The sequence below is a fragment of the Vibrio sp. F13 genome, from assembly GCF_020806305.2.
Lineage (GTDB): Bacteria > Pseudomonadota > Gammaproteobacteria > Enterobacterales > Vibrionaceae > Vibrio > Vibrio crassostreae_C.
Genome location: NZ_CP170176.1, coordinates 248,810 through 268,692, shown reverse-complemented (window position 1 = coordinate 268,692; position 19,883 = coordinate 248,810). Strand labels below are relative to the sequence as shown.

The following is a 19,883-nucleotide window of genomic DNA, read 5'->3' as shown; positions in this document are numbered from 1 at the left end:
ACAAAATCTGTACATACAGACAGTTTATTGCTTGTTGAATAATTAATGACTTAAAAAAGAGTGGTTTTTAACTCTGATTGAGCACGAATTTAACGAGAGGCTTATTTTAAAATATTGATTATACTGCAGATTTATGGGTGGTTAAGAATGAGGCCGAGCGTTACATAGTCGGCAATATGTGCTTGCACGTTTTCACACTTATTGTTTAGACCCACTTTTATATTAAATGCATAGCATTCAGTTGGTTATGAGTGACCTTTTTGATATGTTAAGCGGATGGATTCGTGCTTGCACAATATTAAAATGTTGTGCGTACTGAGTCCGAAATTTTTTGCACGGTTCATCAATAGGATCGCGACTTTCATAGTTTTGGCTTAGTAAGCGTTCCTTTCTTCTTTGTTGCCTTTTGGTTTCCGTTATTATCAGGTTCGGCAAATTAGCCCTTATTTTCCTAAGTTCAGGCGTTTCAGCGGCTATTTTACGCTTCAATTGTTCTTTGGTTATGCCTCATTTTAGTTTGCATCAGTGTTTTGCTCGCAGCATTTTTAATCCCAATTGTGGTTAGGATATTTGGTTTATAAGTTCCAAACTAGCTGAAACCAAGTCGTTCAAATGGCGTAAAAATGTATCTGTTTTCCATTTACTTAATCACGCAATTTAAGAACATTTTGTTCGCTTAATTGCTATCGGTAAATTAGAATCAGGGCTTAGAAAATCTTGGCAGGGCAGTTCTTTACCAAGTTGGCCAAGCCGAAAGTAAGCACGCACAACAATCGCATCAACACGATTTATTACATTCGGCGTTCTGGGTTTGCCTTGGGTTTCGTGATTAAGGCGGTTAATTCAGGTTGGTTTGCATAGTAATAAACGTGTTATGCCAGCGTTATGTTTTCGGGAGGAATTAAATGAATCCAAATATCCAATCAGCTCTGAGTTCGAAGGACAATATTCAAACCAAGATAAATGTTGGTGAGCGATATAGGTTGATGCACAAAAAGATAAAATCAGGAAGCCTTTGGATTGAAGTACAAAGGGAAGCGTATCGAGTCAAAGTTACAGGTGACGTTAAGCTTAAGCTACAAAATTTTATCACTAAGTTAGTCGAGTCCGAACCAAGTGATGATCAAGGTAATCCAGTGTGGCACGTACCATTTGGTAGCAGCCTCAAAGCTATTATATGTGAGTACAATCGATTGGCTTAGGCTACAAACATAACAAGGCTACATGGATTCCCCCGGTTGTCAAACATCCGCTAAACTTATGTTGATGGGTTTTGGACTGCCGCTCTACATTCGGCCTACTTATCGACGATTCGCATACGTCGTGGCCCTGATGACTTTGCGCGACTGCGGTGCCTTATTCGTTAGATGACATCTAGTGTGTCCGCCGCATTAACAGGCTCTCCGCAAGTGGTCTTAACCTATCTCCATCATTAGCGTCTGCAATGACCCGGTGGGTTTAACTCTCTATGCTGCTTAGGTTTCTACTTAAGCAGCATAGTTTTCATATTCTGTTTGATTGTGTAAAAGCGACCATATAATTCGTGCGTTCTTCGCGGCCAGTGCCACTATTGCTCGGTTCATTCCTCTTCGTTCTAGAACGCCGCGACACCACTGACTTAACTTATCTTGCTTGTCGCCAAGGTTGGCAATCACGGTCCTTGCGCCATGAACTAATAGTGTTCGTAAGTATTTATCACCGTGTTTGGTTATTCGGCCTAAGCGAGGTTTTCCTCCTGTGGAATATTGCTTTGGTACGAGTCCTAGCCAAGCAGAGAAATCACGGCTTTTATCAAATTGAGAACCATTGCCTATCGAAGCAAGTATCGCAGTAGCGGTTTGCGGCCCAATACCTCGAACTTTCATCACTCGTTGAACATTAGCGCTGACCTTAGCAAAAGAGTCGAAGACTTGTTCAGTATCGGCGATACGTTGATTCAACTCTCCAAGGTGGTGATAAGCATCGGCAATCACCGTTCTTGCGCGATGTGGCAGTTCATTTTCTGCATCTTCAAGCATTAAGGGAACGTGTTTCATTAATGAAGAGCGGCCAACAGGAATGATTAACCCGAACTCAGAGAGTAGGGCGCGCATGCTATTCATAAGCGCGGTGCGCTCACGAACCCAATGCTCTCTCATTCTATGTACCGATAAGATGGCTTGTTGCTCGGGGGATTTTACGGGTACAAAGCGAGTTGATGGACGCTGAACAGCTTCGCAGATAGCGACTGCATCATTAAGGTCGTTCTTCCCTTTAGTTCGATAAGGAACCACGTATTTAACGGCCATGATACGGGCGTCGTGCCCAAGTTTATTGAGTGTTCTTGCCCAATAATGTGCACCACCACACGCTTCAACGCCTATACGCATGAGTGGCATATTTGCTATTGTAGTCAGTAGTTTAGAGCGAGTTACCGACTTATGAAGTATGACCTTACCATTTTGGTCTACGGCATGAAGACTGAAGTGGTTTTTAGCTAGGTCGATACCGCAGAAATAAGAATAATCAGACATGGTGCCTCCGATGCATTTAAGTACCCCATAAGTGTGGCAGATCCTCGGTAGGGGGAATCCATGTCATTCGTTATATGCTTCAAGGATGATGATGAAAAAAGTAGTACTTTCAATATATTGCTTAATGGCGTTTAGTCAGGCTAATGCTGACGTCAAGCTAGACTTTCCCTTCAAGAAAAAGTTTGAAGTGTATGAGATTAGCGGGAATAGTGTTGAAGAAATTGAGCGTTCATTTAACGCTAGACCTGAGTTTCTCGTAAATGAAGGCTTTGACGGTTACACCGCGTGGAAATACGACTTCCATACGGATGATGATTCTTGCGAAATTCATGAATTTGAGCTTGAAGTTACCTATACACTTCCGAAGTTCGAAATGCCTAAGACTTCAGATGAGTCAGCTGAGGAGTTTCGTCCATATCTTGAGAAGCTCTATCGTCATGAACAGATTCATTGTGCGCTTGCAGTTAAGTCGATGCACGAAATGTATTTAGCCTTCAAACGAGGGCAGCGTGGAGGGTGTAGTAGCGCAAATGATAGAGTCATTGAGCTTGAAGGTGATTTGGTGGAAAGTAATGCTCTGTTTGACGTTTATACGTCGCATGGAGAAATTGAATTAGCAGAGTCTCCTTTTGGTGAGGGGCCTTACTTGAAAATATGCGAAATACCTTTCGCGCCAATGTCACCACGCATATAACAATAAATTTAAGAGTGATTCACAACGCTCGGCGCTTTCACTTCAAGCAAGTTTAGTGTTTATGGCGCAATGCTTTAGGTAGGGTTGTTGGCGTTGTTCACACCTTAATTTGGCGTTGTGCGTACTGAGTCCGAAATTTTTTGCACGGTTCATCAATAGGATCGCGACTTTCATAGTTTTGGCTTAGTAAGCGTTCCTTTCTTCTTTGTTGCCTTTTGGTTTCCGTTATTATCAGGTTCGGCAAATTAGCCCTTATTTTCCTAAGTTCAGGCGTTTCAGCGGCTATTTTACGCTTCAATTGTTCTTTGGTTATGCCTCATTTTAGTTTGCATCAGTGTTTTGCTCGCAGCATTTTTAATCCCAATTGTGGTTAGGATATTTGGTTTATAAGTTCCAAACTAGCTGAAACCAAGTCGTTCAAATGGCGTAAAAATGTATCTGTTTTCCATTTACTTAATCACGCAATTTAAGAACATTTTGTTCGCTTAATTGCTATCGGTAAATTAGAATCAGGGCTTAGAAAATCTTGGCAGGGCAGTTCTTTACCAAGTTGGCCAAGCCGAAAGTAAGCACGCACAACAATCGCATCAACACGATTTATTACATTCGGCGTTCTGGGTTTGCCTTGGGTTTCGTGATTAAGGCGGTTAATTCAGGTTGGTTTGCATAGTAATAAACGTGTTATGCCAGCGTTATATGCTTGAAAGGATTAAAATTAATAAGGAGATTGACGTGATCATTAATCATATTTCTATTGGTACAAAAGACGTAGTAGCGGCAGTGGCATTTTATGATGCAGTATTTGAAACTCTATCAATAAAACGCTCCCATTATATTGATGGAATTGCAGCTGCTTATGGTGATAGTTTTGAATTTTGGGTTGGTTGTCCTTGTGAAAATAGTCCGACTAATGGTAATGGCTCTCATGTTGCTTTTAATGCCCCAAATAGTGAATCAGTCGATAATTTCTATAAGGTTGCAATTAAAAATGGAGCCACTTGTTCTGGTAAGCCTAATCTAAGACCTGAATATGGTGAAGGTTATTATGCAGCTTATGTTCTGGATTTAGATGGCAACAAAATAGAAGCTGTTTTTAACCAATTTTAAGAACGCATATAACAAATGCATCAACACGATTTGCTACACTCGGCGTTGTCAGTTTGCCTTTAGTTTCAGTGATTAAGGCGTTAAAATTCAGCTAGGTTTGTATGGTAGCAAACGTGTTATGCAGGCGTTATGTTTACTTGTATTTCAATGGCTTAAAAATTCTTCGATCTATGTTCTTTGTCCCTTTGGCAGTTCGTCCTAGTTGCCTCAGCAAATCCGCATTGTCGGCCCAATTTCGTGAATTTCTCAACCCGTAAAACATGTAAATATTCGTGGGTTGCTTCATTTACAGGTCGTGGTGGTTGGTTTCAAATCTCACTGGCTCTAAGTCGCTTTGAAGGTATTTGCCAAGTAGCATGTCAGCTTGGCAGTTGCCTCGGCAATTTGCCATTGTTCTGCGCTTTGGTTGGAAAGAGAGGGCGCTTGTTGAAGCTAAGTCGGGTTGCCTCATTGGGCAGGGAAGTGGACTTACGCGTTTTATGTTTCGTGCCTCTGGCGGCCAAGTGAGTTTGGGCGTGTGACTGACTTCTTGAAATGCGGTCAACAGTGCAGTTCTTTGCCAAATAAATCAGTCATTTGTGGTAAAACATAACAAACAATTCAAGCAGACCCTCAACGCTTAGCACTTTTGGTTTGCGTTGAATTTAGTGTTTACGGTGTTATGCGGAAAGTGAGCCAGTGCGTTTCGGGCTACTTAATTGGGCTACATGGACTCCCTCTTTTGTCAACAATAGCTCCCGCTGACAACAGTGGATCGGACAGCAGCTCTACATTCGGTGTTTAATCGGAATCGTTCCGTCACCTTGATGATATTCGCTTGATGCCAGCCTCATTCGTTAAACAGTATTTATTACTTCCCAATTAAACAGGTTTAGGCATCTCGGTCTGGTCGTATTGTCATCATTTGCTATTGCTTTGACTCGGTGAGTGTTAACCGTTTACATAGTTAATCTTGTACTCTTTTCCTGTTGTTAATAATGCCCATATTATACGAGCGTTTTTTGCTGCTAGGGCGACAGCTGCTCGTTTATAACCTCGTCGTTCAACGAGTTGATTTAACCAAATACTGTTGCGATCGGTTTTCTCTTTACATCGTGCAATAACGGCTCTTGCGCCATGAATAAGTAGAGTGCGAATGTGTTTTTCGCCTCTTTTGCTGATGCGACCAAGATGAACATGACCACCTGTTGAGTATTGTCTTGGAACCAACCCTATCCAAGCGGTAAATTGGCGGCTAGAGCCAAATTGTTTGGCGTCATTGACGGTTGCGACAATGGCACTTGCACTGTGTTCACCGACACCTGGAATATCCATGAGCGCTTTGGCTGAAGCCATCTCACGAACTAAAGCAGAGACTCTACGATCATAGTGCAATACTTCTAGGTTAAGGTGTTGAATCTTGTTCGATAGATCTTGAAGTAGCTCTCGAGCGAGTATAGGCAAACCATTTTCTGCATCTTCAAGGACACTACCAATAGTGTTTTGAGCCGAGTAGCGCCCCTGAGGCATCACAATACCAAATTCGGAAAGCAAACCTCTGAGCTGGTTAATAGTCGCCGTTCTTGTTTTAATTAGCCCCTGTCGAATACGGTGCAGGCAAAGCACAGCTTGTTGCTCTTCACTTTTTATAGAGACAAATCGTGTTTTGGGTCTAGATACCGCTTCACAGATGGCCTCTGCGTCATTGGCATCGTTCTTCTCATTTTGTCGATATGGAATAACGAATTTGGACGCCATAATTTTCGGGTTATGACCTAGTTTCAGTAGCTCTCTCGCCCAGTGGTGTGCACCAGAGCACGCCTCCATACCGATGAGTCAGGGAGGTAACTTCGCGAATGTGTCTAAGAGTTTGTTTCTTTTGACAGTTTTGCGTAGGACGCACTTGCCATATGCATCAACGCCGTGAATACTGAATACATTCTTGGCGAGGTCAACGCCAATAGTTTGAATGGTGGACATAGTAACCTCCAGTTCTTCAGCGTGTACTAAGTAAGTATGGCACGCAGAGTGTCAGGTAGAGGGAGTCCATATCATTCGTTAGGTGTCAATTGATGGAGTGTCAATTCAAGGAGAGAATATGAAGTGTCCATATTGCGGTGTGAGAGTTAGCTACTTTAAAGCATGGAAAATTAGTCGTTGGAAAAACCATGTCTGTCTAAATTGCGGTGGTGAATCTAGCACAACGACAGGCAATGTTGTCTTGATGGTGGCTTGTGTATTGGTGCCTCTATTTTCGATAGACATGTTGTTTTCGAGCCTGCAACAACCGTTGCACCGAGGCCTGTATCTTGCTCTGGCAATATTATTATCTTACATAGCCCATAGATATATTGGGAAGCTTCAAAAAAGTAAGCAACAAAACACCTAACAAACGCTTCAAGAGGGACAGCCAACGCGTGGCATTTTTACTATGCGTTGGTTTTTGTGGTTACGGTGTTATGCGGAAAGTTCGTAGTGGCGTTGGCTGCCCCTTAAGCGGGCGTTATGTAACAAAAGGTAATGGTCAAAGTCACTGTAATTTCAGTTATTTTGACATCTATTGATGCCCATTAATTTGGTATAGAATAAAAACGTATTAAATGATGGAGGGTATCATGGCCAAGCAAGAGTATTGTTCAATCAAAGGATTTGAACCAAGTAATAGAACAAAAGAATATATCGAACAAATGGAGCACATTACTGATATGTCTTCGGTGCTGGAGAAGATCCTGTTTGCTATTCCCTTCTTCCAAATTTTTGCAGGTAGAGATTCTTACAAAGGAGTAGCTTTAGCATCTGCTTCTTATAATGTTTCAACGTATGATTGGCAGTTGTATGAAAGTGCAGTAAAAGCGATTGCTCCAATTGAAAGAGAACGCTTAGAAAATGTAGCTATGAGAGCAATGTTAGACACAAGTGGTGAGGAACGTAAATTTTGGGAGTGTGTATACAATGCATTATAAAGCTATATTATTAATTGTTAGTTGTATATTTTCGTCTTCTGTCTTATCTGAAAGTTGGGCTGAATTTTTAAAAAAAGATCTTAGCTATAAGTACCAAGCTTTAAATGTAAAAGTAGATGCTTGTAGTAAGCTGCGTGAAAGCTTTGTATTAAAACCAATAAAAAGTGATTGGTTTGGTACTTTGACAGATCAACAAAAGAAAGATGTTATTTTATTTGCAAGTGATTATGCGAGTAAGCAATGTTATAAATTGGAAGAATTAAGTTTTTCAAACGCTCTTTTACGTTATACCGCAGAGACCGGAGATAAAGAGCTTCTGGATAATTGGCTTGGTTTAAATAAATCTAATAAATATACAATTGAAGGCGTGGACTCTGTTGGTGCTGAAAATGTAATTGAATTTATAAATCAAGAGTTCACACAACCATTTCAGCCAATTGAGCTTATTAAATATTTAAAGTTATATTAACAAAATTGGAAAGTTACATAACAATTGCATCAACACGATTTACTACACTCGGCATCTTAGGTTGCCGGGTGTTTCTCGTTTTAAGGCGTTAATTTTAAGTATAATTGCATAGTAGTAAACGTGTTATGCAGGCGTTAGCCGAATCTATTAATCCGATATGTAATATTGTTTCTAAGGGGTATTTATGAGTCTTATATCAGTCAAAGTGAGTTCGAAAGCATTAGAGCATATTCGTTCTTCTACTAGTAAGAATCAAGAGCAGATGGCGCTTAAAGTTATATCTGGCGACCTATTTCATATTGTTGATACTATAAATAAATCTCGTAAAGTTCAATTAACAATGGCAGACCAATTAGCTCTCACTTTAGGTGATACTTCAGCAATTTGGCGTGCTCATCAGGAAGATGCAACCGACTTTGACATATTGTTTAATATGCTAAGCAGTAAGCCAGATAAAGAGTTTGTTTTCTCTTATAAGTTGATCGGCTAACAAGAGCTTTAAACGGAACTAAAACAGTGGGTTAGGTTTCGCTTCGCTACACATTTTAACCCACTATTTTAGTCCGCTTAAGCAGGCGTTATAAGTCACATGGAGTTTGATTTAGTATGAAGAATAGAGAGTGCCCTAATTGTCAACAGAAGATTTCACTTAGTTGGTTTTTATTTAGTGGAAATAGGACAAAGTATCGCTGTACCCAATGTTCAGCTTTGATCGAATGGACACCAAGACGATCCTATTTAGGCATGTTTGTTGGCGGTTCATCAGCGCTGAGTTTTACATTACTTGAATCGTTGATTCCCTCAATGAGTATACGAGTGATAATGATGTTAATTTTGGCAGTCATACTGGCATTTTTAGTACCGAAGCAGTTCAGAATCATTGACGAAAGTGCCTTATAACAAGTCATTTAAACGGAACAAAAACAGTTGGCCGTCGCTTCGCGATTTTAGCCAACCATTTTTGTCCGCTTAATGAGGCTACATGGATTCCCCCGGTTGTCAAACATCCGCTAAACTTATGTTGATGGGTTTTGGACTGCCGCTCTACATTCGGCCTACTTATCGACGATTCGCATACGTCGTGGCCCTGATGACTTTGCGCGACTGCGGTGCCTTATTCGTTAGATGACATCTAGTGTGTCCCCCGCATTAACAGGCTCTCCGCAAGTGGTCTTAACCTATCTCCATCATTAGCGTCTGCAATGACCCGGTGGGTTTAACTCTCTATGCTGCTTAGGTTTCTACTTAAGCAGCATAGTTTTCATATTCTGTTTGATTGTGTAAAAGCGACCATATAATTCGTGCGTTCTTCGCGGCCAGTGCCACTATTGCTCGGTTCATTCCTCTTCGTTCTAGAACGCCGCGACACCACTGACTTAACTTATCTTGCTTGTCGCCAAGGTTGGCAATCACGGTCCTTGCGCCATGAACTAATAGTGTTCGTAAGTATTTATCACCGTGTTTGGTTATTCGGCCTAAGCGAGGTTTTCCTCCTGTGGAATATTGCTTTGGTACGAGTCCTAGCCAAGCAGAGAAATCACGGCTTTTATCAAATTGAGAACCATTGCCTATCGAAGCAAGTATCGCAGTAGCGGTTTGCGGCCCAATACCTCGAACTTTCATCACTCGTTGAACATTAGCGCTGACCTTAGCAAAAGAGTCGAAGACTTGTTCAGTATCGGCGATACGTTGATTCAACTCTCCAAGGTGGTGATAAGCATCGGCAATCACCGTTCTTGCGCGATGTGGCAGTTCATTTTCTGCATCTTCAAGCATTAAGGGAACGTGTTTCATTAATGAAGAGCGGCCAACAGGAATGATTAACCCGAACTCAGAGAGTAGGGCGCGCATGCTATTCATAAGCGCGGTGCGCTCACGAACCCAATGCTCTCTCATTCTATGTACCGATAAGATGGCTTGTTGCTCGGGGGATTTTACGGGTACAAAGCGAGTTGATGGACGCTGAACAGCTTCGCAGATAGCGACTGCATCATTAAGGTCGTTCTTCCCTTTAGTCCGATAAGGAACCACGTATTTAACGGCCATGATACGGGCGTCGTGCCCAAGTTTATTGAGTGTTCTTGCCCAATAATGTGCACCACCACACGCTTCAACGCCTATACGCATGAGTGGCATATTTGCTATTGTAGTCAGTAGTTTAGAGCGAGTTACTGACTTATGAAGTATGACCTTACCATTTTGGTCTACGGCATGAAGACTGAAGTGGTTTTTAGCTAGGTCGATACCGCAGAAATAAGAATAATCAGACATGGTGCCTCCGATGCATTTAAGTACCACATAAGTGTGGCAGATCCTCGGTAGGGGGAATCCATGTCATTCGTTATAACGCAGGAGAGCTATGAGTACACAAGACTTATCCAAGATGGGTTCTGCTAGAGTATCTATTAAGACTTTAGGCGGGGTTAACTGTGTGCTCAAGCAAGGCGCATCAGAAGTGGAGATACATTTTTACCAATCAGCCGCACCGAAATTAAAGGGGATAAACACTCCAAGATTGTTAAAAATAGACAGAAACCATCTATACATAGAACATATTCCAAATAGTATATCGCTCAAAGACTTACGAACTAAGTCTGATTTATTTTCTCAATTGGCAGCCCTTCATTGTTCTGAATATACTCCGACTTTTGAAGTTAAGAAGCATGAATGGACAGCCTTCGCTACTGACGATGCCCTTAAAATATTGAATCTTCCCGATGTTGTGGAATCTTCAATAAAACGGATACAGGCACTCTCCGATAGTATCTTTGAATGCAAGGTGCTGATATCTGGTGATACTAATGACGGTAACTGGGGAACACGAGCTAACGGAGACCTAGTGTTGTTTGACTGGGAGCGTTTTGGTCAAGGTAGCCCAGCTATTGATTTGGCACCTTTAGTTAGCGGTCTTGGTAGCATCGCTGAATACAAGGAAATTGTTACTCAATACATCAAATACAACCCAGCACTATCCAAAACCGAGCTTCTTGAGCATCTTATTATCGCTAAGTGCTGGATAGTTATAGAAGTTGTAAACATTTTAAATAGCCGAAACAACCCAGAACAAGGAAAGTACATAAATTGGTATAGGGCTAACATTCCCAAGTGGTTAGCTTCAGTGGAAGATGCGTTATAACAAGCAATTTAAGAGGGATTCACAACGCTTGGCATTTTTGCTTCTACTTCGAATTTAGTGTTTATGGCACAATGCGTTAGGTTTGGGTGGAGGCGTTGTTCACCCCTTAATTGGGCGTTATGTTTCAGAGTAAAAATAGGCATAGGTATACTCAATGAGTACAGTAAAAACAAGCCATAATCTCGTTGGCTTGATAGATGAATTTGACCGGTTAATTTCAAATCTTGAAGAATGGCTTAAAAAGGTTAGACCTAGAACAAATGTTTTGAATACTAGGTTTGGTCATCTCCGTCGTGATCTTGACAGTATTTTTGAACTTGAACCTCTAGAAATGGCTAAGATTTCTGAAATTATAATTAAGCTAAACCAGTTGAATGTGATCTTTGATAACGGTATTAAATTCAATGAAGAAGATATACTGAAGTTTATTGAAGGGAAATACGATCTTGCCAACGATGACAAAGAAAAATACCATGATTTTGTCTTTGAGTTTCTTATGGGTGTCAGGTTTGTTTTAGCTCTTCGTGAGGGTGATAGAGTAAGCTTATCAGGTCAAGGTGATGTAACAATCGGCAATGAAATTGCCATTGAGTGTAAAAATATCCGCAGCGCAAAGAACTTAGTAAAAAATGTTGATAAGGCTAAAGACCAAATAGAGAAAAGAGCTATCAAAGAGGAAGTTAAGTTTGGTTTTATTGCTTTGGATATCTCAAATATTTTCCCAATGGAGAAAGCCCAGAACTTTGTTCAGGAAATGTTCGAAACATTCGCTGAAAATCATGCAAAGCTGAAAACATTCCAGCGATTAGATCAAAGTGTAATAGACAGCGTTCTTGACGATAGAAATTTTCAAAATTTAATCCAAAGTTACATTATGCATGAAGCAGAAACATCACTCTATAGTGCTTTGCCTCTTCGTTATGCCATGGGGAATTCTGTTTTCGGTATTATGTTTCAAGTTAATAAGTGCTTTGTTATCACATATGAAGAGCAATATGTGCCAATCCCAACTAGAGGTATGACTTACCTCCTAAATCCAGCTCTTCCTGATAAAAGCTACAAAAGAGTACAGCAATATATCCATGGGTTGGCAGTAGGGTTTTAGAAAAAAATAACAAGCAATTTAAGAGGGATTCACAACGCTTGGCACTTTTGCTTCTACTTCAGTTTTAGTGTTTATGGCACAATGCTTTAGGTTTGGGTGGAGGCGTTGTTCACTCCTTAATTGGGCGTTATATGCCTTAGTCAATTTAGGAAGTCGCAAGGATGCATTTGAGAGAAGCAAAAGTTCATGAGCTTGACGCTATTTACGCTATCGGCTTTGATGCGTGGAGTGACGGGCTTTCCTATGAAAAATATTTATCCGCTTGTCGTGGCAGCAAAAAGTATCAAGCTGGAACTTGGCATGTGCTAATAGAAAATGAGCAAATTCTATCGTCCCTCGTTATCTATCAGAATTTATTTGGCCTTAAAGGCGGTTGCTTTGGTATAGGCTCTCTCGCTACACCTCAAAGCTTTCGAGGCAAAGGTTATGCTTCCCACTTGATTAACCTTGTGAAAGCAGACTTGTTCGCAAATCAGAACTGTACAGCCATATTTTTACATAGCGATATTGACCACCAGTTTTATAGCAGGCTTGGCTTCATCACAATTGAGGGGGCCAATTGCATGTATGCCCCAAGTGACTCTTTTGGTTTTGACGGTTCGATACCAAGTTATTTCTAGGTGTGGGTTCAGCATATAACAAAGCATTCAAGAGGGATTCACAACGCTTGGCAGTTTTGGTTTGAACTGGCTTTAGTGTTTACGGCACAATGGTTTAGGTTAGGTGGTGGTGTTGTTCACCCCTTAATGCGGCTACATGGATTCCCCCGGTTGTCAAACATCCGCTAAACTTATGTTGATGGGTTTTGGACTGCCGCTCTACATTCGGCCTACTTATCGACGATTCGCATACGTCGTGGCCCTGATGACTTTGCGCGACTGCGGTGCCTTATTCGTTAGATGACATCTAGTGTGTCCGCCGCATTAACAGGCTCTCCGCAAGTGGTCTTAACCTATCTCCATCATTAGCGTCTGCAATGACCCGGTGGGTTTAACTCTCTATGCTGCTTAGGTTTCTACTTAAGCAGCATAGTTTTCATATTCTGTTTGATTGTGTAAAAGCGACCATATAATTCGTGCGTTCTTCGCGGCCAGTGCCACTATTGCTCGGTTCATTCCTCTTCGTTCTAGAACGCCGCGACACCACTGACTTAACTTATCTTGCTTGTCGCCAAGGTTGGCAATGACTGTCCTTGCGCCATGAACTAATAGTGTTCGTAAGTATTTATCACCGTGTTTGGTTATTCGGCCTAAGCGAGGTTTTCCTCCTGTGGAATATTGCTTTGGTACGAGTCCTAGCCAAGCAGAGAAATCACGGCTTTTATCAAATTGAGAACCATTGCCTATCGAAGCAAGTATCGCAGTAGCGGTTTGCGGCCCAATACCTCGAACTTTCATCACTCGTTGAACATTAGCGCTGACCTTAGCAAAAGAGTCGAAGACTTGTTCAGTATCGGCGATACGTTGATTTAATTCACCAAGGTGGTGATAAGCATCGGCAATCACCGTTCTTGCGAGATGTGGCAGTTCATTTTCTGCATCTTCAAGCATTAAGGGAACGTGTTTCATCAATGAAGAGCGACCAACGGGAATGATCAACCCGAACTCAGAAAGTAGGGCGCGCATGCGATTCATAAGCGCGGTGCGTTCACGAACCCAATGCTCTCTCATTCTATGTACCGATAGGATGGCTTGTTGCTCTGGTGATTTTACGGGCACAAAGCGAGTGGATGGTCGCTGAACAGCTTCGCAGATAGCTACTGCATCATTAAGGTCGTTCTTCCCTTTAGTTCGATAAGGAACCACGTATTTAACGGCCATGATACGGACGTCATGACCCAGTTTATTGAGTGTTCTTGCCCAATAATGTGCACCACCACACGCTTCAACGCCTATACGCATGAGTGGCATATTTGCTATTGTAGTCAGTAGTTTAGAGCGGGTTACTGACTTATGAAGTATGACCTTACCATTTTGGTCTACGGCATGAAGACTAAAGTGGTTTTTAGCTAGGTCGATACCGCAGAAATAAGAATAATCAGACATGGTGCCTCCGATGCATTTAAGTACCACATAAGTGTGGCAGATCCTCGGTAGGGGGAATCCATGTCATTCGTTATAACACAAAATCAGGCTATTGCTCAAAATTGCTATTTGAACTATTATTTGTACATTAAATTGTACCATAGGGAGTTCAACATGAGCCGCATCCATTTTGATCAAGATATTCAGCCTTTGTCTGAATTTCGTGCTGGCGTGACGTCATTTATTAAACAGATTAACGAAACTCGCAGACCACTAGTTATCACACAACGTGGTAAGGGTGTTGCGGTTGTCCTTGATGTTGCAGAATATGAAGCAATGCAAGAGAAGATCGAGTTACTGGAAGAAATGCGTACTGCTGAAGCACAATTAGCTTCAGGTTTAGGTGTTTCCAATGAAGACGCTCGTGCTCAAGTATTGGGGCGCATTAAGAAATGAAAGTAGTCTGGTCACCACTAGCATTACAAAAGTTAGGTGATGCAGCCGAGTTTATTTCGCTAGATAATCCAGTGGCGGCAGAAAACTGGGTTAATGAGGTATTCGATAAAACAGACCTTCTCTCAAGTATGCCTGACATGGGACGAATGGTTCCTGAGCTACCTCATACCAATTACCGCGAAATCTTGTTTGGTCACTATCGAATCATATATAGCCTCAGCCATGAAATTCGCGTCCTTACAGTACGAAATTGTCGTCAGATACTAACGGAAAGTGACGTGTAGCAATTGTGTTATAACAAGCAATTTAAGAGGGATTCACAACGCTTGGCACTTTTGCTCCTACTTCAATTAAGTGTTTATGGCACAATGCTTTAGGTTGGGTGGAGGCGTTGTTCACCCCTTAATTGGGCTAGTTGCCCAGAGGAAGTAATCAATCCATTGGGAACTTTTGTTTCTGGTGGAGCACGCGCATAATTCGGATAATGTCGCCTTCGATCCAATAGGAGACGATCATTGAAATCTCAGGAATTATAAGTAATCGCCCACGAATGCCGTCTCTCTGTACACCCATTAGAGGCTGCTCAAGCAAGTTTTCTACTTTTGTTTCAATGAGGTTGTCAGCGTTTTCTGCCGCATCAGGGTTGAAGTCATAGATAAACTCAAAGATCCTTTCACGATCATTGAGTGATTCTTCTTCCCATAAAATCATTGCTTACCTCGATTACGTATTCTGGCTTTGCGTTCTTCCATTCGAGATTTAGCAGTTTGGTGTTCAACGAAAACGGATTCTCCTGAGTCAAACTTCTCAAATGCTAGGTTTACTTGTTCAGTTAGCCATGCATCGTGAGATAATGTCTGTCTTTGTTGCTCAGCGAGTTGCTCAGTAAGCTCACGGCAAGCACCACTCAGTGTGCGACCTTGGCTCTCAGCCATCTGTTGAGCTAGGCGTTTTGTTTCTTCATCAACACGAAATTGAATTCTAGTGTCCATGATGTATTCCTTTATTGGTGTGTGTACAAATGTTAGCACTCACCTTTGAGATGGGCAACTGACAAGCTACTATGGCGCCAATAACTAACTTTTGGTGCTATGTTTCATCGCACATAGTCCCATATCTCATCAACCATTGCAGAACGTTAAATGATAGGTCACCACAATCTGTAGAGGAAAGTGCATTGAAGTTAACCAATAAACTCGTACGTTACCCGCACATTGATGTTGATCGTGCGTTTGAAAAAGAAGCTGAATTATTGCAGCAAATTCAGGCGGGTGAGATTGGGCAAGCCTTAATGTTGTGGCAAGCAAAAGCGCCGACACTTGTTTTGCCCGCAGGTAAAAAGTGGCCTGTGACCGTAGAGTCTAGAAAACAACTCGCGGCACAAGGTTGGCAACTCACCTCACGTAAAACAGGCGGCGCTCCCGTTCCCCAACTGCCGGGGATCATTAACTTATCGCACATTTACCATTGGCCTCGTGATGAAGCCTACAACATCCAAAAAGCGTATCTACATCTGTGCAATGTCTTAACCCTGTTTTTTAAAGAACTGGGCATCGATGTGGATGTACACGCGACTCCCGGTTCTTATTGTGATGGTGACTACAACCTCAATATCAATAAACAAAAAATAGTGGGCACGGCGCAGCGTGTTTTGCTTAAACAAGGGGGCGGCCAAATCGTACTTTCGCAAGCTTGTATCTTGTTGGATGTCGACCTAGAGAACATCGTTGCACCCGTAAATTTTTATAATCAAGTTTGTGGCAATCCAACCGTGGTGGACGCGCAAGTTCATACTCCGTTGTCCGCACATCTGACAACTCTACCCAACGTAGACTCACTCTTTCAGCAGTTAAGCCAAGCTTTCATCAAGCATGCGTGATACCAACCTTTCGTTAACGCCATGCTAATTTGTCGGATGGGTTGAACTTAAGGCGGTGAGAACTTTATAATGTTACTTGTAACATAATAAAGAGTTCAAATAGTTATGACAGAACAGCAGAAGAAAACTCGAACCACACTTCAAGATGTTGCAGACAAAGTGGGGGTCACAAAGATGACCGTCTCTCGTTACATGCGCAATCCCGATTCAGTCGCAGCCAAAACTCGCGTTAAAATTGCAGCGGTTATTGAAGAGATGGGATACATCGAAAACAAAGCGCCAGCTATGCTCTCTAAATCGTCGAGTAAAGCGATCGGTATCTTGCTCCCTTCGTTATCAAACCAAATCTTTGCCGCGTTTGTTCAAGGTATCGAAACGGTTACTAAAGAGAATGGCTACGAGACGTTGCTTGCTCACTTTAGCTATGATGCTGTGGAAGAAGAGGAAAAGATTGCTTCGCTGCTTTCGTATCAAGTTGATGGGTTGATATTGACGGAAAGCCACCACACCCCCCGCACGTTACAGATGATCAAGAATTCAGGTGTTTCTGTTGTTGAAACGATGGAACTCCCAACCAATCCGATCGATATGGTTGTTGGCTTGGACCATATTGATGCTTCTTACCATGTCGTGAAGCGAATGATTGAAGCTGGTAAACGCTCTATTGCTTACTTTGGCGCTCGATTGGATGCGCGAACCAAGTTGCGTTTGCAAGGCTATGACAAAGCGATGTATGAGGCTGGATTAGAGCCTAAACACGTGTTGACTGAACAGCACTCTAACTTCTCTTTGGCTGAAGATCTGCTTGATCGCGCTCTTGCGGATTACCCAGATCTAGATGGCGTGTTCTGCACCAATGATGACATCGCGATAGGTACCTTGCTCATTGCCCAGCAACGTGGAATCCAAGTGCCGCAACAGCTATCTGTGGTGGGCTATAACGCGTTAGATATTGGTCAAACCATACGCCCAAAACTGACTAGCGTGGATACGCCACGTTATGAAATAGGTAAGAAAAGTGCCGAGCTACTGCTTGCCCGATTGAAAGGTGAGCCAGTTACGGAAACGGTAGTGGATATGGGCTATCGCATCACGGATGGCGAAAGCGTTTAACCAAGTATCGTGGAAACTGAAAGGGGCATCGAAATGATGCCCCTTTTGCTTTTACATTTAAGCGATGACACAGCTAGACGATAAAACTCGCCCCTTGTTCTGCACTCGAAACGCTTTGGCGCATCACGCTAAATAGGTTGCGCCCCATGGTTTGCTGGTTAGCGTCTACCTCAAACACTCTCGCTTGGCGAGATTGCATGTCGTTGAGGTTATTGAGTTCGCCACTCGCGCAATCTAAGCGCAGGATATCGCCTTCGCGAACAAGCCCAATAGTTCCGCCTCGAATAGCCTCTGGTGAGACATGAATTGCGGATGGAATCTTTCCTGAGGCTCCAGAGAGGCGACCATCAGTAACCAGAGCCACTTTAAACCCTTGTTTCTGAACATTACCTAGAATCGGCATAAGCTTATGCAGTTCAGGCATACCGTTCGCAGCTGGTCCATTATTTATCACCACAACAATGCAATCTTTGTTGAGTTCACCTCGTTGATACGCGGCTTCCACCTTATGTTGGCAATCAAAAACTGCCGCGGGTGCTTCGATAACGCGTTGCTCTTCCGCAACCGCTGACACCTTAATCACCGCATTGCCAAGATTCCCTGAAAGGACTCGCGTTCCGCCTGTGCTTTGGAATACCTGTTCTTGGCCTGCAATTACCTCTGCATCTGCCGACTGTTTGCACTTTTTCCACGTTAGCTTTCCATTTTCAAGTTCTGGAATACTCATTTGATCTTCAAACGAGCCAAAGGTAGGTGTGACATCTCGGTGCAGTAAGTTGGCTTGATCTAAACGGCGTAACAGCGCGGGAACTCCTCCTGCCGCTTGGAACGCATTCATATCTGCTGGGCCGTTGGGATAAACTCGAGCAAGTAAAGGCACCACATCGGATAGATCGCTGATGTCTTGCCAAGTCAGAATAAATCCTGCTGCGCGTGCTACCGCGACCATGTGAATGCTGTGGTTGGTACTGCCACCTGATGCGAGTAGGGCAACAATGCCATTGATTAAGCTTTTAGCGGTAAAGACTTCAGAAAGTGGGCGGAAGTTTGCGGCTTGTGGTGTCATTGAAGCAATTTCAATGGCGGCATGCTGAGTGAGTGATGCGCGCAATTCAGAGTCAGGGTGAATAAACGCTGAGCCCGGAAGCATCAGCCCCATCGCTTCAAATACCAGCTGATTGGTATTGGCTGTGCCGTAAAAAGTGCAGGTGCCTGCTGAGTGATAAGCGTTGCACTCCATATCCAGTAAGGCACTTTTTCCTACCTTACCAGCCGCGTATTCTTGGCGAATATGTACTTTCTCATCATTGCTGATGCCCGTTGCCATCAAGCCCGCCGGAACAAAAGCGGTGGGTAGATGTGCAAAAGAGAGCGCGCCCATCAGTTGTCCTGGAGCTATCTTGTCGCAAATACCAAGTAATAGGGTTGAATCAAACACGTTGTGACTCAGTGAAAGAACGGTCGATTGAGCAATCAAGTCCCTTGAAAACAAAGACATATCCATGCCTGGTTGGCCTTGAGTTACCCCATCGCACATCGCGGGAACACAGCCCGCTACTTGAGAGGTGTGGCCGAACTTAGCTAACGCCTTTTTGATCTGATCTGGATAGTGTTGATACGGCTGGTGAGCGCTTAACATATCGTTGTAAGAGCTGATTAACGCCACATTGGATTTAGTGAGATCAAGAATCGAGCGTTTCTCATCGGAGCAAGAAGCTGCGACAGCATGAGCCAAGTTGCCGCAAGAAAGCCCTTTACCACCTTTGCCAGCAGAGGCTTGGTGTTGGGTTCGGTTTAGAAACGCTTCATGAGTCTCTTTGCTTCGTTCAATTAATCGTTGAGTCACCGCTTGGATGGTTGGAAGGGTCATGCTGTTTCTGCCTCATCAGTCATTGAAAGCACAATCGCAGCACAGTCCACAACGTCATCAATATCGCCATCAATGCTGATGACAACCGTATCTGGCTCGTGATCGGGTCTTTCTAATGTTTCGAACTGGCTTTTAATCATGTTCTCTTTCATGAAGTGGCCTTGGCGCTGACGCATTCGATGCAAGATCAGGTCAATGTTGCCATCTAAAAAGAGAAAGGTGAGGTTTTTGTTCCCTTCGCGAATTTGGTCGCGGTACTTCTTCTTCAACGCAGAACACACAATAATGCCGTGCTCATTTTTACTTTCTAGGCTGTACGCTGCATCACGAACGCGTTCCAGCCATGGAATGCGATCATCATCATTAAGAGGTTGGCCTGACGCCATTTTTTGAATGTTTGCTCGAGGATGAAGGTCGTCACCATCAATGAACTTACGCCCAAGTTTTTTTGCCAACTGCTCGCCTATCGTGCTTTTCCCACAAGCACTGACACCCATGACGATGACACTACTACCAGCCATAACTCAATCCTCTTAACAAATTTGCGCGTGATCTCAATTTTGAACATCGCTTGT

20 protein-coding genes and 1 pseudogene are annotated in these 19,883 nt (G+C 42.9%); 13 read left to right on the top strand and 8 right to left on the bottom strand.

Annotated features, from left to right (window positions below; genetic code table 11):
• Positions 1–905: 905 nt before the first annotated feature.
• The gene (locus LMH68_RS16165) at positions 906–1,202 is read left to right on the top strand and encodes a hypothetical protein (protein ID WP_229648435.1); all 297 of its coding nucleotides are present in this window, start codon (positions 906–908) and stop codon (positions 1,200–1,202) included.
• 285 nt (positions 1,203–1,487) lie between these two features.
• Here LMH68_RS16165 and LMH68_RS16160 read toward each other — a convergent pair whose 3' ends face one another.
• The gene (locus LMH68_RS16160; RefSeq protein ID WP_413756039.1) at positions 1,488–2,513 is read right to left on the bottom strand and encodes an IS110 family transposase; all 1,026 of its coding nucleotides are present in this window, start codon (positions 2,511–2,513) and stop codon (positions 1,488–1,490) included.
• Positions 2,514–2,604: 91 nt separating this feature from the next.
• On the opposite strand from LMH68_RS16160, the gene LMH68_RS16155 reads away from it, so the two are divergent.
• On the top strand, positions 2,605–3,207 hold the full coding sequence (locus LMH68_RS16155; RefSeq protein ID WP_065583845.1) for a DUF922 domain-containing protein: 603 nt from the start codon (positions 2,605–2,607) through the stop codon (positions 3,205–3,207).
• 732 nt (positions 3,208–3,939) lie between these two features.
• Positions 3,940–4,314: a VOC family protein gene (locus LMH68_RS16150; RefSeq protein WP_005424175.1), complete on the top strand. Its 375-nt coding sequence runs from the start codon at positions 3,940–3,942 to the stop codon at positions 4,312–4,314.
• A 930-nt stretch (positions 4,315–5,244) separates the two neighbouring features.
• Here the strand turns inward: LMH68_RS16150 and LMH68_RS16145 are convergent.
• Positions 5,245–6,273, bottom strand: a pseudogene (locus LMH68_RS16145) (IS110 family transposase).
• Between the two features lie 635 nt (positions 6,274–6,908).
• Here LMH68_RS16145 and LMH68_RS16140 point away from each other — a divergent pair.
• The 3 genes from LMH68_RS16140 to LMH68_RS16130 all read left to right on the top strand — a co-directional run bounded on the left by LMH68_RS16140 (position 6,909) and on the right by LMH68_RS16130 (position 8,215).
• A complete protein-coding gene (locus LMH68_RS16140) occupies positions 6,909–7,256 on the top strand; it encodes a hypothetical protein (protein WP_054776246.1) in 348 nt (115 codons plus the stop codon).
• Positions 7,246–7,725: a hypothetical protein gene (locus LMH68_RS16135; protein ID WP_229648417.1), complete on the top strand. Its 480-nt coding sequence runs from the start codon at positions 7,246–7,248 to the stop codon at positions 7,723–7,725. Before LMH68_RS16140 ends, LMH68_RS16135 begins: the two co-directional genes overlap by 11 nt.
• Positions 7,726–7,909: 184 nt before the next feature.
• Entirely contained in the window at positions 7,910–8,215 is a 306-nt protein-coding gene (locus tag LMH68_RS16130; protein WP_017067214.1) for a hypothetical protein, read from the top strand.
• 755 nt (positions 8,216–8,970) lie between these two features.
• Here the strand turns inward: LMH68_RS16130 and LMH68_RS16125 are convergent.
• A complete protein-coding gene (locus tag LMH68_RS16125; RefSeq protein ID WP_413756039.1) occupies positions 8,971–9,996 on the bottom strand; it encodes an IS110 family transposase in 1,026 nt (341 codons plus the stop codon).
• A gap of 88 nt (positions 9,997–10,084) precedes the next feature.
• On the opposite strand from LMH68_RS16125, the gene LMH68_RS16120 reads away from it, so the two are divergent.
• The 3 genes from LMH68_RS16120 (at position 10,085) to LMH68_RS16110 (ending at position 12,586) form a co-directional block, all read left to right on the top strand.
• A complete protein-coding gene (locus tag LMH68_RS16120) occupies positions 10,085–10,861 on the top strand; it encodes a phosphotransferase family protein (protein ID WP_229648418.1) in 777 nt (258 codons plus the stop codon).
• 154 nt (positions 10,862–11,015) lie between these two features.
• Entirely contained in the window at positions 11,016–11,966 is a 951-nt protein-coding gene (locus LMH68_RS16115; RefSeq protein ID WP_229648419.1) for a hypothetical protein, read from the top strand.
• Positions 11,967–12,127: 161 nt separating this feature from the next.
• Entirely contained in the window at positions 12,128–12,586 is a 459-nt protein-coding gene (locus tag LMH68_RS16110; RefSeq protein WP_065584560.1) for a GNAT family N-acetyltransferase, read from the top strand.
• A 399-nt stretch (positions 12,587–12,985) separates the two neighbouring features.
• Here LMH68_RS16110 and LMH68_RS16105 read toward each other — a convergent pair whose 3' ends face one another.
• On the bottom strand, positions 12,986–14,011 hold the full coding sequence (locus LMH68_RS16105) for an IS110-like element ISVisp6 family transposase (protein WP_372172344.1): 1,026 nt from the start codon (positions 14,009–14,011) through the stop codon (positions 12,986–12,988).
• 153 nt (positions 14,012–14,164) lie between these two features.
• On the opposite strand from LMH68_RS16105, the gene LMH68_RS16100 reads away from it, so the two are divergent.
• Together LMH68_RS16100 and LMH68_RS16095 are read left to right on the top strand one after the other, a co-directional pair.
• Positions 14,165–14,446: a type II toxin-antitoxin system Phd/YefM family antitoxin gene (locus LMH68_RS16100; protein WP_011080399.1), complete on the top strand. Its 282-nt coding sequence runs from the start codon at positions 14,165–14,167 to the stop codon at positions 14,444–14,446.
• The gene (locus tag LMH68_RS16095; RefSeq protein ID WP_017064044.1) at positions 14,443–14,730 is read left to right on the top strand and encodes a type II toxin-antitoxin system RelE/ParE family toxin; all 288 of its coding nucleotides are present in this window, start codon (positions 14,443–14,445) and stop codon (positions 14,728–14,730) included. The genes LMH68_RS16100 and LMH68_RS16095 overlap by 4 nt, the downstream gene beginning before the upstream one ends.
• Positions 14,731–14,878: 148 nt before the next feature.
• Here the strand turns inward: LMH68_RS16095 and LMH68_RS16090 are convergent, their stop codons facing one another.
• Positions 14,879–15,157, bottom strand: a complete 279-nt coding sequence (locus tag LMH68_RS16090) for a type II toxin-antitoxin system mRNA interferase toxin, RelE/StbE family (protein ID WP_017059447.1) — start codon at positions 15,155–15,157, stop codon at positions 14,879–14,881.
• Positions 15,154–15,438 carry a hypothetical protein gene (locus tag LMH68_RS16085; RefSeq protein ID WP_017059448.1) on the bottom strand — a complete coding sequence of 95 codons (285 nt, stop codon included), beginning with the start codon at positions 15,436–15,438 and terminating at the stop codon, positions 15,154–15,156. Before LMH68_RS16085 ends, LMH68_RS16090 begins: the two co-directional genes overlap by 4 nt.
• 185 nt (positions 15,439–15,623) lie before the next feature.
• On the opposite strand from LMH68_RS16085, the gene LMH68_RS16080 reads away from it, so the two are divergent.
• On the top strand, positions 15,624–16,325 hold the full coding sequence (locus LMH68_RS16080) for a biotin/lipoate A/B protein ligase family protein (protein ID WP_017059449.1): 702 nt from the start codon (positions 15,624–15,626) through the stop codon (positions 16,323–16,325).
• A gap of 105 nt (positions 16,326–16,430) precedes the next feature.
• Positions 16,431–17,438: a LacI family DNA-binding transcriptional regulator gene (locus LMH68_RS16075; RefSeq protein WP_017059450.1), complete on the top strand. Its 1,008-nt coding sequence runs from the start codon at positions 16,431–16,433 to the stop codon at positions 17,436–17,438.
• Positions 17,439–17,511: 73 nt separating this feature from the next.
• Here LMH68_RS16075 and edd read toward each other — a convergent pair whose 3' ends face one another.
• Positions 17,512–19,308 carry a phosphogluconate dehydratase gene (gene edd, locus LMH68_RS16070; RefSeq protein WP_229648104.1) on the bottom strand — a complete coding sequence of 599 codons (1,797 nt, stop codon included), beginning with the start codon at positions 19,306–19,308 and terminating at the stop codon, positions 17,512–17,514.
• Entirely contained in the window at positions 19,305–19,829 is a 525-nt protein-coding gene (locus LMH68_RS16065) for a gluconokinase (protein WP_017059452.1), read from the bottom strand. Before LMH68_RS16065 ends, edd begins: the two co-directional genes overlap by 4 nt.
• Between the last annotated feature and the right edge of the window lie 54 nt (positions 19,830–19,883).